This is a genomic window from Enterobacter sp. K16B (genome assembly GCF_020216105.1).
In the GTDB taxonomy this organism is placed as follows: domain Bacteria; phylum Pseudomonadota; class Gammaproteobacteria; order Enterobacterales; family Enterobacteriaceae; genus Enterobacter; species Enterobacter sichuanensis.
The window spans coordinates 1-15,121 of the sequence record NZ_JAIWJZ010000092.1 but is presented as its reverse complement, the minus strand read 5'-3'; the positions used below and the strand labels follow the sequence as shown (position 1 = coordinate 15,121).

At 58.9% G+C, this 15,121-nt stretch carries 12 protein-coding genes; all 12 read left to right on the top strand.

Features of this window, described 5'->3' with window-relative positions:
- Positions 1-306: 306 nt before the first annotated feature.
- From tagH to LDK53_RS16560, 12 genes are read left to right on the top strand one after another with little or no spacing between them, the layout of a single operon-like run.
- Positions 307-2,067 carry a type VI secretion system-associated FHA domain protein TagH gene (gene tagH, locus LDK53_RS16615; protein ID WP_225287617.1) on the top strand — a complete coding sequence of 587 codons (1,761 nt, stop codon included), beginning with the start codon at positions 307-309 and terminating at the stop codon, positions 2,065-2,067.
- Positions 2,064-2,861 (top strand): PP2C family protein-serine/threonine phosphatase, encoded by a 798-nt coding sequence (locus LDK53_RS16610; RefSeq protein WP_025760036.1) that lies wholly within the window; start codon positions 2,064-2,066, stop codon positions 2,859-2,861. The genes tagH and LDK53_RS16610 overlap by 4 nt, the downstream gene beginning before the upstream one ends.
- Positions 2,862-2,877: 16 nt before the next feature.
- Entirely contained in the window at positions 2,878-3,870 is a 993-nt protein-coding gene (locus LDK53_RS16605; protein ID WP_045285512.1) for a hypothetical protein, read from the top strand.
- A gap of 9 nt (positions 3,871-3,879) precedes the next feature.
- Entirely contained in the window at positions 3,880-4,692 is an 813-nt protein-coding gene (locus LDK53_RS16600) for a type VI secretion system accessory protein TagJ (protein WP_225287616.1), read from the top strand.
- Positions 4,685-5,248 (top strand): type VI secretion system baseplate subunit TssE, encoded by a 564-nt coding sequence (gene tssE, locus LDK53_RS16595; protein ID WP_025760034.1) that lies wholly within the window; start codon positions 4,685-4,687, stop codon positions 5,246-5,248. The genes LDK53_RS16600 and tssE overlap by 8 nt, the downstream gene beginning before the upstream one ends.
- 2 nt (positions 5,249-5,250) lie before the next feature.
- The gene (tssF, locus tag LDK53_RS16590; protein ID WP_225287615.1) at positions 5,251-7,122 is read left to right on the top strand and encodes a type VI secretion system baseplate subunit TssF; all 1,872 of its coding nucleotides are present in this window, start codon (positions 5,251-5,253) and stop codon (positions 7,120-7,122) included.
- Positions 7,119-8,162, top strand: coding sequence for a type VI secretion system baseplate subunit TssG (gene tssG, locus LDK53_RS16585; protein ID WP_225287614.1), 1,044 nt, complete (start codon positions 7,119-7,121; stop codon positions 8,160-8,162). Before tssF ends, tssG begins: the two co-directional genes overlap by 4 nt.
- A 38-nt stretch (positions 8,163-8,200) precedes the next feature.
- Positions 8,201-10,816 carry a type VI secretion system ATPase TssH gene (tssH, locus tag LDK53_RS16580; RefSeq protein WP_225287613.1) on the top strand — a complete coding sequence of 872 codons (2,616 nt, stop codon included), beginning with the start codon at positions 8,201-8,203 and terminating at the stop codon, positions 10,814-10,816.
- 24 nt (positions 10,817-10,840) lie between these two features.
- A complete protein-coding gene (locus LDK53_RS16575; protein ID WP_225287612.1) occupies positions 10,841-12,274 on the top strand; it encodes a serine/threonine protein kinase in 1,434 nt (477 codons plus the stop codon).
- Between the two features lie 25 nt (positions 12,275-12,299).
- A complete protein-coding gene (locus LDK53_RS16570; RefSeq protein WP_225287611.1) occupies positions 12,300-13,718 on the top strand; it encodes a phospholipase in 1,419 nt (472 codons plus the stop codon).
- A 35-nt stretch (positions 13,719-13,753) separates the two neighbouring features.
- Positions 13,754-14,479 carry an ankyrin repeat domain-containing protein gene (locus LDK53_RS16565; protein WP_263643491.1) on the top strand — a complete coding sequence of 242 codons (726 nt, stop codon included), beginning with the start codon at positions 13,754-13,756 and terminating at the stop codon, positions 14,477-14,479.
- A gap of 29 nt (positions 14,480-14,508) precedes the next feature.
- Positions 14,509-14,982: a hypothetical protein gene (locus LDK53_RS16560; RefSeq protein WP_225287609.1), complete on the top strand. Its 474-nt coding sequence runs from the start codon at positions 14,509-14,511 to the stop codon at positions 14,980-14,982.
- Positions 14,983-15,121 lie beyond the last annotated feature (139 nt).

The window sequence follows — 15,121 nt, the reverse complement described above, 5'->3', positions numbered from 1 at the left end:
AATGAGAAAAATAATGGCGTGCAAGCCGATAAACTCAGGTAGCAGAAGGCAAATCTCTCCTGAAGCAGGAAGATTTATACTTTCAATATACCGTTTTCCCTGGATTACAACGTTCCATAAATTAACGGTTTTTGTCGTGTTTTTAATGTTATTGTTAATTGTGCTAGTTGCTACCGGGCGATAAAAGAACCGTTTCAAATGATGCCCGATATTTAAACTGTCCTTTGCCTTAACCCCCAAACGCCGCCGTTCTCACCCCCGAGAGCGGCAGCGTTTGAGCGCTAATCATACCAGCAGGAATACGCCATGCGATTCACGATTATTTCTACGAAACCCGGTCATCAGCCGCCGCAGAGCAGCTGTGATTTTTACGCCCCGGGCGGCACCATTGGGCGCGGTACGGATAACAATCTGGTCTTGCCGGACAATGACCGCACCATCTCGCGTCTGCAGGCCATTGTTCACGTTGACGCCCAGGGCGAATGCCGCGTCACCAACCGTGGCAGCGTCACCCGCGTGGTATTAAATGACATTCCGCTGGAGCGGGGCCGTCAGGTTGAGCTGCAGGATGGCGACATTCTCGGCATTGATGACTACCGCATCGAAGTGACCGAGCTTATCCACGACACCCAGCCGGTGAGCCGCATGGCCGCCAGCATGCAGCAGCAGGCTCGTCCGACCGTTGCGCCAGCACCGGTTGCGCAGCCGAAACCGGCAAGCGCCGCACCGCGCGGTAAGGCTGAGCCAACTGCCGTGCCGTCTGAAATCTGGGACAGCCTGATGCAGGAGTTTTCCATCTCCGACAGCATCTCCCGCAACCGGACGAAACCGCAGCCTGCGGCGTCTCACGATCCCTTCTCCCAGCCCGCCGCACCGGAGCATAACGCCGAAGATCCGCTGGCGATGTTCAATGACAGCGATCCGAAGCTTGAGCGTAAGAACGTTGATCCAGACACCTTGTTCAGCGATGAAGCGTTGTTCAAAAAAGAGAGCATCTTTGATGACGTCACCCCTTCCACCCTGGTGCCACCGGTTGAGAGCAAACCCGCGCCAGCAGAAGAGACGACGGATGAACTCGACCCGCTGGCCCTGTTTGGGGGGGCGGCCAGCGCGCCAGCCGCACGTAATGATGACCCGCTCGGGCTGATGGGTGGGGCGCCGTTAACTCATCCGGACGAGATTGCCGACCAGAAACCGGAGCCAAAGCCGGAACCTGAGCCGGAGGAGGACGTGCTGGCCGGGTCTCCGCTGTTCGCCCCTGAACCGCAGGAAGCCCCGCGAGCTGAAGAAGCACCCCCGCGACAGGATTACGCAGGCTTCACTATGCCTACACCGCAGGCCGTTGCGCGCAGTAGCAGTCAGGCGCCTAAGGGACGGCTGCGTATCGATCCGGTCAATAACGCCGCCTCACCCGGCGCCACGGCGAACAACGGTGAGAAGGGCGAAGTGCTGCAGGGCGAGCTGCTGGAGGCGCTGCTGGAAGGTATGGGCCTGAGCGAAATGCAGCCGGTGCCGCAGTTTGACCGGGAAAACATGCGTCAGCTGGGGCAGATCCTCGGTATGTTCTCCCAGGGAACCGTGGCGCTGCTCTCCTCGCGCTCTATCCTCAAGCGTGGCGTCAAAGCCGACATGACCATGGTGCTGGACGACGCTAACAACCCGTTCAAGCTGTTGCCGACCGGGAAAACCGTCCTCATCCAGATGTTCGGTACCCCCATGCCGGGCTTTATGCCGCCGACGAAATCCGTGCGCGACGCGCTGATCGATCTGCAGGCGCACCAGCTGGGGATGATCTCCGGTATTCGCGCCATTATTGCCGCGATGCTCCAGTCCTTTAACCCGGAACAGCTGGAAGAGCAGGCGAAACAGAACGGCATGACCTCTCGCCTGGCGCTGCCGGGAAGCCGCAAAGCCGCCCTGTGGGACTATTTTGTTCGCAGCTACGGCGAGACGGCAGGTGAGATCGAGGATGACTTCCACACCCTGTTTGGCGAAGCTTTCCTTCATGCCTATGACATGGAGGTGAATCAGTACAAAGACTCACAGAGCGGATCGGAAGACAAATGAATATCGCAACGGCTTCTCTCTCCCGCCAGGGGACGCGCGCCAGTAACCAGGATCAGACGGGAGAAACCATTGGGGAACGCTCAGCCTGCTTTGTCGTCTGCGACGGCATCGCTGGCCTGCCGGGCGGGGAGGTGGCCGCTGAACTGGCCCGCAACAGCATTATCTCCCGCTTCGATGGCAACAAACACCTTAATGCGCAGCATATCCGCGACTACGTGCAGACCGCGAATCGCACCATTCTCAGCGAACAGCAGGCCGTGCAGGACTACCGCCGGATGGGCACGACGCTGGTCAGCCTGTTCATTGACCGGGATTATGGGCTGGCCTACTGGGCGCACGCCGGGGACAGCCGCCTGTACCTGTTTCGTCGCGGCTGGCTGTGGCACGTCACCACTGACCACAGCCTGGTGCAGCAGATGAAAGATGCCGGGCACCAGACCGATAACCTGAACAGCAACCTGCTGTATCTGGCGCTGGGGATTGAAAACGGTGGGCCAGAAGCGAGCTACAGCGACGTAGTGCAGGTTGAAGACGGCGATGCGTTTTTACTGTGCACCGACGGCTTCTGGCACGGCGTCAGCGAAGAGCAAATGAAGCAGTCGCTGCATATGGTCAATACACCGCAGGAGTGGCTGACCTTAATGAACCAAATCATTCAAAAGAATGGCGAACAGGAGGGGAATGCTCAGGATAACTATACCGCCCTGGCGGTATGGATGGGCAACCCTCAGGATACAACATTGCTGCACACCCTCTCTGATGCAGCACAATTTCTTCCCTGCGGAACTGATTAGACACACAAGGAACGCTATGAAACTTTGGCTATCGGGTTTGGCACTTCTGGTGGTGACCTCCACCGCTCAGGCTGAGAATTTCCGCATCGTGCAGTCTCCTGCGCAGAAGCTGGATATCTGGATCGACAACATCAAAGACAACACCCCGCAAAGCTGGTGTAAACCAGAGGTGGCGCTGCGCATCGTGGCGAACGGCAAGAAAGACGTCTCTGTGCTGGAAAACTTTGTCCCGCGTCTTGGCTCGCTGCTGGAGCACCAGTGCAGCAAACTCAATAAACTCAGCTGGACGCTCAACGATCCGGCAGGCACGACGCTGGCACAGGGCACGGCAGGCAAAGCGCAGGATTGGGCGCTGGTGGTGAAACAGGCGCAGGCTGCGACTGCCGCGACCGAAACCGCTGCCAGCGGCGCATTACTCCCGCCAGACCAGAATGTGGCTACCCAGACTGCGCCCGCCGACCGCACGCCGTGGCAGGAGTTTACCCTTCAGGACGGCTGCCATCTGCGCACCTTCTGGGAAGGTGGTGCATCCGCACCGGCGCTCTTTATTCCGGATTCTGAGACCACCCGCTGCGGTAACGGCAGCTGGCTGAGCGGACACACCGTGATCTCCCAGTCCCGCAACGGCGGGCAGAAAGAGATGGCCGTGACCTACATTCACGGCTTCCCGGTGACCGGGTTGAACCAAAACGCCGACCCGGAAAACGCCCTGATCACTTCCGTCAACAAAGAGCGCATGGTCTTCAGCACCTCTGACAGCGACCAGAGCTGGATGATCCTGCCTTACGATGACGCACTGAACAGCTGGAAGAGCAACGGCACGGTGGCGGTAGAAATTTCGCGCGAAGTCGCCAGCGACGATGCAAAACTGCAGGCGCGTATCGCCGCGGTGAAAAAAACGTGGAGCGCCTGGGTTGCGCCCGGCACCCCGCTGAATATCGTGCTGATTGACACCCTGCGTCCGCAGCTGCGCGATCCGGCAGTTGGCGCATGGCGCGCGGCGAATTAAGGAATGGCTATGAATACGCTCTATCAACACCTGGCGGGTGAGTCCCTCAACGAGGCGCTGGCGCGTCTGGAAGCCGAAATCAAAGCCCGTCCGGCAGACGCCGATCTCCGCGCCGCGTTCGTGCAGTTCTTAACCCTCAGCGGCAACTGGACGCGGGCCCTGACCCAGCTGAAGAGCTGGCTGGCGCTGAAGCCTCAGGCGAAGCCCACCGTCACGCTGCTGGAGCAGGCCATTCAGGGCGAACTGCAGCGCGCGCAGGTGATGGCGGGTGCGCTGCGTCCTGCCATGCCTGAAACCCAGTGGCCGTGGCTCGCGACGCTTGCCGCAGCGCTTAACGAAAGCGACGAACGCGCCCACGCGCTGCGCCTGGAAGCCCTTGAACAGGCACAGGCGAACGCCGGTCAGTTGACCTTCGAAAACGAAGAGACGCAGGCGTTCGAATGGCTGATGGATGGCGATGCCCGTCTGGGCACCGTCTGCGAAACCCTGGTAAACGGCCGCTATTTCTGGCTGCCGTTTAACGCTATCGCGGAGATCCGTTTCCAGGCGCCGGCCAGCGTAACTGACCTGGTCTGGCGTCATGCGCTGGTGCGTTTGACCGACGGTACGGAACAGGTGTGTCAGATCCCGGCGCGCTATCCGTTTGCGGCCGATGCCTCCGATGCGGTCAAGCTGGGGCGCACCACCGACTGGCGCCCGCTCGACGATGACGGCACCCTGTACGAAGGAATGGGGCAGAAGGCCTGGCTGAGCGAGCAAAGCGAAAGCCCGCTGCTGTCGTTAAGCCTCGTGACGTTTGCAACGGATGGAGCCGATGAGTAATCCCGCTGGCGAAGGCGATCTGCTGCGCAGCGGCTGGCAAGCCCGCAGCAAGCAGGAGAAGGTGGGGGCGCGCGACAAAATGCAGCCCTCGCTGCTCGATCGTCTCACCGATAACGACCCGGAGAAAAAACGCGAGCCGGCTAACAGCAACCTGATTACCCACGCCGCACTGCGCCGCAACGTGTTGCGGGATCTGCAGTGGCTGTTTAACACCATCAACCATGACGCCTCCGGCGATTTGAGCGCCTTGCCGCACGTGAGCCGCTCGGTGGTGAACTTCGGCGTTGCACCGCTGGCCGGGAAGCGCATGTCGGATATCGAATGGCATGACATTCAGCGCAAACTCACCGAGGCCATCATCAATTTTGAACCGCGTATTTTGCCGCAGGGGCTGCAGGTCCGCTGCGTGTCGGATACCTCCTCACTGGATCTGCACAACGTGCTCTCCATCGAGATAAAAGGGCGTTTGTGGTGTGTGCCGTACCCGCTGGAGTTCCTGTTTCGCACCGATGTCGATCTGGAAAACGGCCACTTTGAACTGAAAGATGCGGGGTAATCATGGAAAGTAAACTGCTCGACTATTACAACCGTGAGCTGGCTTACCTGCGCGAAATGGGGGCCGAGTTTGCCGAACGCTACCCGAAAGTCGCCGGAAGGCTGGGCATGCGCGGCATCGAAGTGGCGGATCCGTATACTGAACGCCTGATGGAAGGGTTCGCGTTTCTGACCTCCCGCGTGCAGATGAAAATGGATGCGGAGTTTCCGCGTTTCTCCCAGCGTCTGCTGGAGATGATTGCGCCGAACTACCTTGCGCCGACCCCCTCGATAGCGATTGCACAAATTGAACCTGACAGCAGCCGTGGCGATCTGAGCAACGGCTTCATTGTGCCGCGCGGCACCATGATGGACAGCCTGGCGCTGAAGAAAACCGGCGTGACCTGCAGCTACACCACGGCGCACGAGGTCAATCTGCTGCCGTTGAAAATCGACAAGGTTGAGCTGGGCGGCGTTCCGGCGGATCTGCCGCTGGCGCAGCTGGGTCTGAGCCAGCGCGGTATCAACAGCGCGTTACGCATCCGTATTGCCTGCGACGGCCCGCAAAACCTTGGTCATCTGGATTTCGACCGGCTGGAGCTTTTTCTCAGCGGCCCGGACATTGAAGCGCTGAAGCTGCTGGAGCTGGTGATGGAGCACCATGCCGGGATCGTCTGCCAGACGGTTAGCCCGCATCCGCAGCGGCAGTTGCTCCCGTCGGATGCGATGCGCCAGGAGGGTTTTGAGCCGGATCAGGCGCTGCTCCCGGACGATCTGCGCAACTTTGACGGTTACCGTCTGCTGCAGGAGTATTTCGCCTACCCGGCCTGTTTCCGCTTTATCAGCCTCAGCGGGCTGAGCACGCTTGTTCAGCGTTGTGACAGCGAAAAAGCGTTCGATATCTTCATTCTGCTGGATAAGTCGGATGAACAGCTGGAGCGCGTGGTCGACACCAGCCATCTGGCCCTGCACTGCACGCCGGTGATCAACCTGTTCCCGAAGGTCGCGGCCCGGCAGAAGCTGAATGAAGGCCAGCATGAATATCATCTGGTGGTCGATAACATTCGCCCGCTGGATTATGAAATTTACGCGGTGAATAAAATCTACGGCAGCGCCGACGGGCAGCGCGACGACCAGACGTTTCGTCCTTTCTGGAGCACCTGGAGCGGGGACGCGGGCAACTACGGGGCCTATTTTTCACTGCGCCGGGAACAGCGCGTGCTCTCTGAACATGCCCTGCGTTACGGCACCCGTACCGGCTATATCGGTTCAGAGGTGTTTGTGTCGCTGGTGGATGAACAGCACGCGCCGTGGCAGGAGAACCTGCGCTATATCTCTGCCGAGGTGCTCTGCACCAGCCGTGACCTGCCGCTGATGCTGCAGCAGGAGCTCGGGCAGTTCATTATGGCTGACTCCATGCCGGTGAAATCCCTGACCCTGCGTAAAGGCCCGACGCCGCCGCGTCCGGCGCTGGCCGAAGGGTTCAGCACCTGGCGCCTCATCAGCCAGCTGCAGATGAACTACCTCAGCCTGATGGACAGCGATAACGAAGACGGCGCAGCCGCGCTGCGTCAGCTGTTAGGGCTGTATGCCAACCTGGCTGAGACGCCAGTTGCGCGTCAGGTGGAAGGGGTTCGACACTGCGTGCTGGAGCCGGTTCACCGCCGCGTGCCGGAGCCTGGCCCGGTCGTTTTCGCCCGCGGGATTGGCATTACCCTGACGGTAGATGAGCGGGCGTTCTCCGGTGCCAGCCCCTGGCTTTTCGGCAGCGTGCTGGAGCGTCTCTTTGCCCGGCTGGTGTCCATTAACAGCTTCACGGAATTTACCCTCAAGAGCCAGCAGCGCGGCGAGATCGGCTACTGGGCACCGCGGATGGGTAAAAGGGCGCTGCTATGAGTGACGTTGCGGCTACACCGCTGCGCGTACACCGCCTCACGCCGCTGCCGGACAGTTTCTGGCGCGGCGTTCGCGAAACGCCGTGGCGCTACGATCTGTTCCAGCTGTTAAGACGCATTGATGCCCAGGGCGGCGAGCGCTATCCGCTGGGTCGCGCGCCGCTGCCGAAATTTGAGCCATTACGCATCGGCCAGCAGCCGTCGATGAGCTTTGCGCCTTCCACGGTGGCGCAGGTGCGTCAGCGCGAAGGGAGCGGGTTGCATGAGGTGTCTATCCTCAGCTTCGGCCTGTTTGGTCCGAACGGCCCGCTGCCGGTCCACATGACGGAGTACGCCCGCGAGCGTATTCATCATCATCAGGACAGCAGCCTGAGCGCCTTTGCCGATCTGTTCCATCATCGCCTGACGCTGCTGTTTTATCGCGCCTGGGCGGATGCGCAGCCCGCCGTCTCCCTTGATCGCGCCGACAACAGGCGCTTTGAGAGGTATCTGGCGTCGCTGATTGGGATGGGACAGCCGGGTCAGATGAACAAAGGCAGCCTCAGCGCGCATGCCCGCTTTACCCACGCCGGGCACCTGACCCGTCACGGGCGGGATCCGGAGGGTCTGGAAAAGATCCTGCGTCATTACTTTAAGGCACCGGTCAAACTGGTGAGCAACGTCCCGCAGTGGATGCCGCTCTCTGCGCGCGAGCAGGCGCAACTGGGAGCCGGTCGGCGCATGCCGCGCCTGGGGGAATCCGCCTTTCTGGGCATTGCGGTACGCGACGTGCAGCATAAGTTTCGCATCGAGATTGGCCCGCTGAGCGCGGAGGAGTACAACCGCTTCCTGCCGGGCGAAGCCTGGGTCACCGAACTGCGCGACTGGGTGCGCCAGTATGCCGGGGTGGAATTTGAATGGGATACACGGGTGATCCTGCGCGAAGACGCGGTGCAGGGCACCTCGCTCGGTGGTACCGGGCGATTAGGCTATAACACCTGGCTGGGTCATCAACCTCAGCCTGTCCCGCGTGGCGATCTGGTGTATCGCGCAGAGCGGTAATCCTTCCGTATACCGAATCATTGTTAATGGAAACTAACATGTCAGAAATTAGCCGTGCCGTGCTTTTCGGCAAACTGGATACGCTGTTATTTACCTCTCTGGAAAGCGCCACCGCCTTCTGCAAGCTGCGCGGCAACCCGTATGTGGAGCTGGTGCACTGGCTGCATCAGCTGACGCAGCAGCAGGATGGCGATCTGCAGCAGGTCATCCGCCACTTTGCCCTCGACGAACAGCAGCTGACGCGCGATATCGTTGCCGCGCTGGACGCCCTGCCGCGCGGAGCGAGCTCTGTTTCCGATCTCTCCGAACATATCGACAGCGCCGTGGAGCGCGCCTGGGTCTACGGGTCGCTGAAGTTTGGCGTCAGCCGTATTCGCGGCGGCCATTTGCTGATCGGCCTGCTGAAAACCTGGAATCTGGCCAACGTGCTGAAAAGCATCTCGGCGCAGTTTACCCGTCTTAACGTCGAGGTGCTGATTGAGCAGTTCGACGCCATTTGCGCCAACAGCAAAGAGACGCAGCAGGCCGCTGCCGCGGTTGACGCACCGGCGGGGGCGGTTCCGGCCGCTCAGGGGACGCTGGCCCAGTACGGTCAGGATCTGACCGCCCGCGCCCGTGAAGGGAAGATTGACCCGGTTGTCGGGCGTGATGAAGAGATCCGCCAGATGGTCGATATTCTGATGCGTCGCCGCCAGAACAACCCGCTGCTGACCGGGGAGGCCGGGGTTGGTAAAACGGCGGTGGTGGAAGGGCTGGCGCTGCGTATCGCTGACGGCGACGTACCGGAGCCGCTGCAAAATATACAGCTGTGGCTGCTGGATATCGGCATGCTGCAGGCAGGCGCGGGCATGAAGGGCGAATTTGAGGCCCGTCTGCAGGCATTAATCAATGAAGTGCAGTCCAGCGCTACGCCGATCATTCTGTTTATCGATGAGATCCACACCCTGATTGGCGCAGGCGGCCAGCAGGGCACCGGCGACGCCGCCAACCTGCTGAAGCCTGCCCTGGCGCGCGGTCAACTGCGCACCATCGGGGCGACCACCTGGGCGGAATACAAAAAATACATCGAGAAAGATCCGGCGCTGACCCGCCGTTTCCAGACGGTGCAGGTTCATGAGCCGGACGAAGCGAAAGCCGTTCTGATGCTGCGCAGTACCGTATCGCCGCTGGAGACGCACCACCAGGTTCTGCTGCTCGACGAAGCGGTGAGCGCTGCGGTGAAGCTCTCTCATCGCTATATTCCTGCGCGTCAGCTACCGGATAAAGCCGTTGCGCTGCTCGATACCGCCTGTGCCCGCGTCGCGGTCAGCCAGAGCGCGCCGCCGGCGCAGCTTGAAGACTGCCTGCGCCATCTCGCCGCGCTGGACGTAGAAATCGGGATTGCCGAACGCGAAGCGCGGGTGGGGGCTGGTGACGCTCTGCGCGTAACGGCCTTACGCGCAGAGCGTGACGCGTATGAGACAAAACGCGACGCCCTGGCCCAGCGCTGGGAGGAAGAGCGCAGCCTGGTGCAGGAGATTATCCGCCTGCGTGCTGCGCTGTTTGCGGCCGGTGATGAAGAGAGCGCCGGGCTGCACGACCAGCTGGCGGAGCAGCAGCAGGCGCTGAAAACCTTACAGGGTGACGAACCGCTGTTGTTCGCCGCGGTGGATGAAAACGTGGTTGCGGCAGTGGTTTCTGACTGGACCGGGATCCCGCTGGGCCGGATGGTGAAAAACGAGATCGATGCGGTGCTGAACCTTGCCGACACGCTGAACCAGCGGGTCATCGGCCAGCGTCACGGGCTGGATCTGATTGCCCGCCGGGTGAAAACCTCCCGTGCGAAGCTGGACGACCCGAACAAACCGGTGGGCGTCTTTATGCTGTGCGGCCCGTCTGGCGTCGGCAAAACGGAAACCGCGCTGGCGCTTGCGGAGTCGCTGTACGGCGGCGAGCAGAACGTCATTACCATCAATATGAGTGAATTCCAGGAAGCACACACCGTCTCTACCTTAAAAGGTGCACCGCCGGGATACGTAGGGTATGGTGAGGGCGGTGTGTTAACCGAGGCCGTGCGTCGCCGCCCGTATAGCGTGGTGCTGCTGGACGAAATTGAAAAAGCGCACCCGGACGTGCATGAGATCTTCTTCCAGGTTTTCGATAAAGGCTGGATGGAAGATGGCGAAGGGCGCCATATTGATTTCCGCAACACCATTATTATTCTGACGTCTAACGTGGGCACCGAGCTGATCAGCGCCATGTGTGCCGACCCGGAGCTGATGCCGGAGCCGGAGGCGTTAAGCGGCGCGCTGCGCCAGCCGCTGCTGGAGGTGTTCCCGCCGGCGCTGCTGGGCCGTCTGCTGGTGGTGCCGTATTACCCGCTCAGCGACGAGATGCTGGGGCAGATTGTTCGCCTGCAGCTCAGGCGCATCCAGCGTCGTCTGGAAGAGAATCACAACATCATTTCTGAGTTTGACGACAGCGTGGTGGAACAGATTGTTCAGCGCTGTACCGAGGTGGAGTCCGGCGGCCGCATGGTGGATGCGATCCTGACCAATACCTTGTTGCCTCAGATGAGCCAGATTTTACTTACCGCCAGCCGCAGCGACGAGCAGTTCCGACGTCTGCATGTCACCTGTGAGCAGGGCGAGTTTCACTGTCAGTTTGCCGCGTAATAATCATCAAGAGAACTGTAAAAGATGACGGATAATGATAACAATCGGACTGTCCCAAACGCGCTCCCGGTCGGGTACCGCTTCAATGAGTTTGAAATCAAAGAGGTGATCGGCGGCGGCGGTTTCGGCATCGTTTATCGCGCGTGGGATCACCAGCTCGAACGCACTATCGCTATCAAAGAATTTATGCCTTCCTCGCTCGCCGTGCGCGGCGACGACATGACCCTGGTGCTGCGCAGCGAGCGCTTTGGCAAAGCCTTTTCCGCCGGGCTGAACAGCTTTATTCAGGAGGCGCGTCTGCTGGCGCGTTTTAACCACCCGAACCTGCTGCACGTTCTGCGCTTCTGGGTGCAAAACGACACGGCCTACATGGGGACGCTGTTTTACAGCGGCACCACGCTGTCGCGCCTGCGTGAAGAAAAGCCGGAGCTGATTAACGAAGCCTGGATCCGCCGTACGCTGCCGATGCTGTTTGGCGCAATCAAGACCATCCACGACGAAGGTTACCTGCATCGCGACATCTCTCTGGATAATATCCAGATCCAGGATAACGGCCTGCCGGTGCTGCTCGATTTCGGCTCCGCGCGTCGCACCATCGGTAACCTCTCCGATGAAACCGAAACCATGCTGCGCCCGGGCTTTGCGCCAATTGAGCAGTACACCGACGACAACGAAAGCGAGCAGGGCCCGTGGACCGACATTTACGCCCTCGGCGCCGTGCTGCGTACCCTGATCGTGGGATCGCCGCCGCCGGTCAGCGTGGTGCGCTCCATTCAGGACACCTGTAAGCCGCTGGTGGAAATCATGCCGCAGGGCTACTCCATTCCGCTGCTGCAGGCCATTGACCGCGCGCTGGCGCTGCACATGGAGGACCGTCCTCAGTCTATTGACGAATTCGCCGCGCTGATTGAGATGCCGGTTGCCGGTATTAACGACGTACTGACGGCGAAAAAGCCCGGCACGATGCTGGTCCCGGTGGAAGAGGAAAAACAGGCATCGGCACTCGACTGGCGTCGTTACAAGCTCCCGGGCATGGTTGCCGCGGGCGTGCTGGTGGGCGTTGTCGCCGGCGCGATGCTGTTCAGCGGCAGTGGCCATGACGTGCCCGAGCAGGCTGCGCAGGCACCGACAGAAACGCGTCCGGCTGAAACCGCCGCAAACGCGCCAGAGGTGAAGCCAGAAACGGCGACGGTGAGCGAGCAGGCCACTGCGCCAGCGACAGCGCAACAAACGCCACCGCCTGTTGCGAGCCCGGTTGCGTTGGTCTATATCCGTATTCTCGATGGCGAAACGCTGAAGGTGAACGGCGAGCCTAAAGCGCTGCGTCCGGCAAATAACGGCTATGCGTCGCTCAAACTGCCGGCCGGTGAGACGAAGATTGAACTGCAGGGCAACGGAAGAACGCGTAGCCAGACGCTGGATATCGTTAAGCCGGGCACCTGGCTGGTGAATCCGTAAGTCAGGCCGGTACAGGACGGAGCGAATGTATAACATTAAGTTTGTCTATCTGTTCAGCGAGAACGTTGCGCCAGCGCTTTTTGCGAAAATTATCCGCCCGTCCGTCGCCGGGCAGTGGATTATGTCGGTGCCAGACCATTCGCTGCGCTCGCTCTTCACGCGCTACGATTTACTGCGATCCATCACTGGCGCAAATCCCTATCAGTCCGGGCGCGATACGCGCAAGCTGATTGCGCAGGATCTCGATATGGGCAGGATCGTTGCGATTGACGAGAGTTTTCGCAGTTGGTCGTCGGTAACGGAAATCTTTTACATCAATGCAAAGGGGCGGCTTCAGGCCGCCTCGCTCACCGGGCTGGGCTGGTACCCGGTAAGCAATATTGTCGATCGTTACGAAACGATGGTGCGCACCTATGGTTCCCGCCCTGCGCCAACGGAGCTGCCGACGCAGGTGGTGAAATCCAAAGCGGCGCAGGTGCCTGACCAGCCAACGCCGGGCAAAGACGGTAAAACCTATGCCTCTCAGTTGCAGAATATGACCAAAGCCGAACGCTGGCAGGCCCGTAAGGACCTGATTGCGAAGGGCAGCAACAGTCTCTATCCGGATGCGCAGATCGCGGCTAAGCGGTTAGCGGCGAATAACATTGCGGTGGAGAAGGCGAAGCTTGCGGAAAATGTTTATAAAACCGTAAACCCGCTGGAAACCACGCCGGGGGTACCGGAAGGGTGGAAGGATATCAGTAATGATGCCGCCGCGCTGAAGAAGCTTGGGCTAAACCGCAAAGCCCTTTTTGACAATACAGCCTCGCCTGATTTTCTTGCCCGCGTATATCAACCCGATCCTGAGGTGTTTGGTCGCGATATGAATCCAACGTTAGTGTTCAGAGGATCACGGCAACCTGAATTCTTCCCCATGAAAAACATGGCTGACTGGAAAAATAACGGTGCCCAAGGGCTTGGCATGGCGTCAGATTATTACAAAAGAGCGGTGGGGCTAGGCGAACAACTCTCTAAATCCGGACAACAAGTGGACATCGCGGGTCACTCGCTGGGGGGCGGATTAGCCTCTGCGACCTCGATGGCCAGCGGTATGCCGGGATGGACCTTCAACGCGGCCGGACTGCATCCTGGGACCGTAGAGAAATACGGCGGAAGTTTGTTGGGCAGTACGGAAAATATTCAGGCTTACCGGGTTGAAGGTGAACTGCTGACAAAAATTCAGGAAGTTAACCTTTGGGAAGATTTCAAAACGGTTAAAGGACACGTGCCGGCATTGATAGCCAAAGAAGAGCTTTCTGCCGTCATGCCTGACGCTGCCGGAATTGCACACGACCTTCCGGGAGGAACGGGAGGCGCTCTCAATCGCCATGGCATCGATCAGGCGATTAACTGTATTGAGCAACAGAAAGATGAAGACATCGCAATTATCGGGAGTCGCGCGTGAAATCATTGATTACTGGCTGGATAGCGCTTTGTCTAATGTTAATGGTGCAGGGGTGCAAGCAAAATATGGATTTGAAACCAGACAATTACTTCAGCGGACAGCAGCTCACCTTAGCGCGTGCCATTGAGGCCGGTGAGGAGAATGAAGTTGTTAAGCTCGCTTCGCAAACCGACCTTAATACGCCCGGTAAAGAGGACATGACGCTGCTGTTTTGGGCGGTGATGAATTCAATTAACGATAAGAAAACACCGGATCAATTAAAGATTATTACCGCGCTGGTCAAATCGGGGGCAGATCCACTGCAGCCACGACCTCGGGGGGAGAGCAGTCCTGCAGAATTTGTCCTGAAAGCGGACAGCGGCGTCTGGATAAAGGCGATGCTGGAGGGCGGATTGCCGCCGGATGCGAAGGACAAAACGTTTGGGGAACCGATTATCTTCGAAACCCTCGAAGCAAAAAACACCGATACGCTCCAGGCGATGCTTGATGGCGGAGCGGATATCAATATCACCAACTCACTGGGTAATACGTTGCTGATCGCCGCGCTGGATTTTCACTCTTACGACCATGTCCTGCTTTTGCTGGAGCGTGGCGCAAACGCTGAGATCAAGGCGGATAATGGCTGGACAATGGCCAACCAGCTGCAGCGTTATCTGAACCGGGCGAAAGAGGGCAGTGACGAATATCAAAAACTGACTGAAATTAAGGACGCGCTTATTCAGCATGGTGGTAAATGGCCTCCCGCGCCGGTGAGTCAGTGATGTCGTTAAACCGTGAGCTTCCTTAAGCAATGATGACTGTTAAAAAGCAGGTTTTCATTTTCTGGGGAACGATGGATGCGCTGGCTGTTGCGATCTACTGTGCGCAGTCTGTACGCCATGACAGAGTCCCCTTTGTATCCGATATCTTCTCCTTCATTGCGACAGGAAACGGGCCTTCTGGTGGTGGGTATAGCGTTCTGCTGCTGTTCTTTATTCTCGATTTCCTGTTGCTGTTGTCGCTTTTTGCCTCAGCATGGTGCTTTCTGACAGGGAAGCCTTTTGCGAGCAGACTGGCGCTCTGCCAGGAAGTTTTCCGCCTGATCTCTTTCCGGTGTTCGGTGCCCCTTTTTCCGCTGTTGTTGAACCTCATGGGGGCCCAGAACGTCTGGCTGAATAGTGTTTTGTTTATATTCTCAGAGTTTCTAAAGATCTACTCCCTGTGGATATATCAATATGAACAAGACAATGAATCTTTGAAAAGGCAAAAGCGGTATCGAAATTAAGCAGACGGTGACTTGTGCATATCCCAAAACGTCTTGTCAGAAATCTCGTCTTTGTTGATACATTTATTTAGCATAAAACATTACGGAATATCGATTATGCTCAACCGAATTACCGTCCAGCTCCCGGTCGAGGGGCTGC

Excerpts from the sequence above, each read along its gene's own strand:
- tagH (WP_225287617.1), top strand. The coding sequence starts at position 307 with ATGCGATTCACGATTATTTCTACGAAACCCGGTCATCAGCCGCCGCAG.
- LDK53_RS16610 (WP_025760036.1), top strand. The coding sequence starts at position 2,064 with ATGAATATCGCAACGGCTTCTCTCTCCCGCCAGGGGACGCGCGCCAGT.
- LDK53_RS16605 (WP_045285512.1), top strand. The coding sequence starts at position 2,878 with ATGAAACTTTGGCTATCGGGTTTGGCACTTCTGGTGGTGACCTCCACC.
- LDK53_RS16600 (WP_225287616.1), top strand. The coding sequence starts at position 3,880 with ATGAATACGCTCTATCAACACCTGGCGGGTGAGTCCCTCAACGAGGCG.
- tssE (WP_025760034.1), top strand. The coding sequence starts at position 4,685 with ATGAGTAATCCCGCTGGCGAAGGCGATCTGCTGCGCAGCGGCTGGCAA.
- tssF (WP_225287615.1), top strand. The coding sequence starts at position 5,251 with ATGGAAAGTAAACTGCTCGACTATTACAACCGTGAGCTGGCTTACCTG.
- tssG (WP_225287614.1), top strand. The coding sequence starts at position 7,119 with ATGAGTGACGTTGCGGCTACACCGCTGCGCGTACACCGCCTCACGCCG.
- tssH (WP_225287613.1), top strand. The coding sequence starts at position 8,201 with ATGTCAGAAATTAGCCGTGCCGTGCTTTTCGGCAAACTGGATACGCTG.
- LDK53_RS16575 (WP_225287612.1), top strand. The coding sequence starts at position 10,841 with ATGACGGATAATGATAACAATCGGACTGTCCCAAACGCGCTCCCGGTC.
- LDK53_RS16570 (WP_225287611.1), top strand. The coding sequence starts at position 12,300 with ATGTATAACATTAAGTTTGTCTATCTGTTCAGCGAGAACGTTGCGCCA.
- LDK53_RS16565 (WP_263643491.1), top strand. The coding sequence starts at position 13,754 with ATGTTAATGGTGCAGGGGTGCAAGCAAAATATGGATTTGAAACCAGAC.
- LDK53_RS16560 (WP_225287609.1), top strand. The coding sequence starts at position 14,509 with ATGATGACTGTTAAAAAGCAGGTTTTCATTTTCTGGGGAACGATGGAT.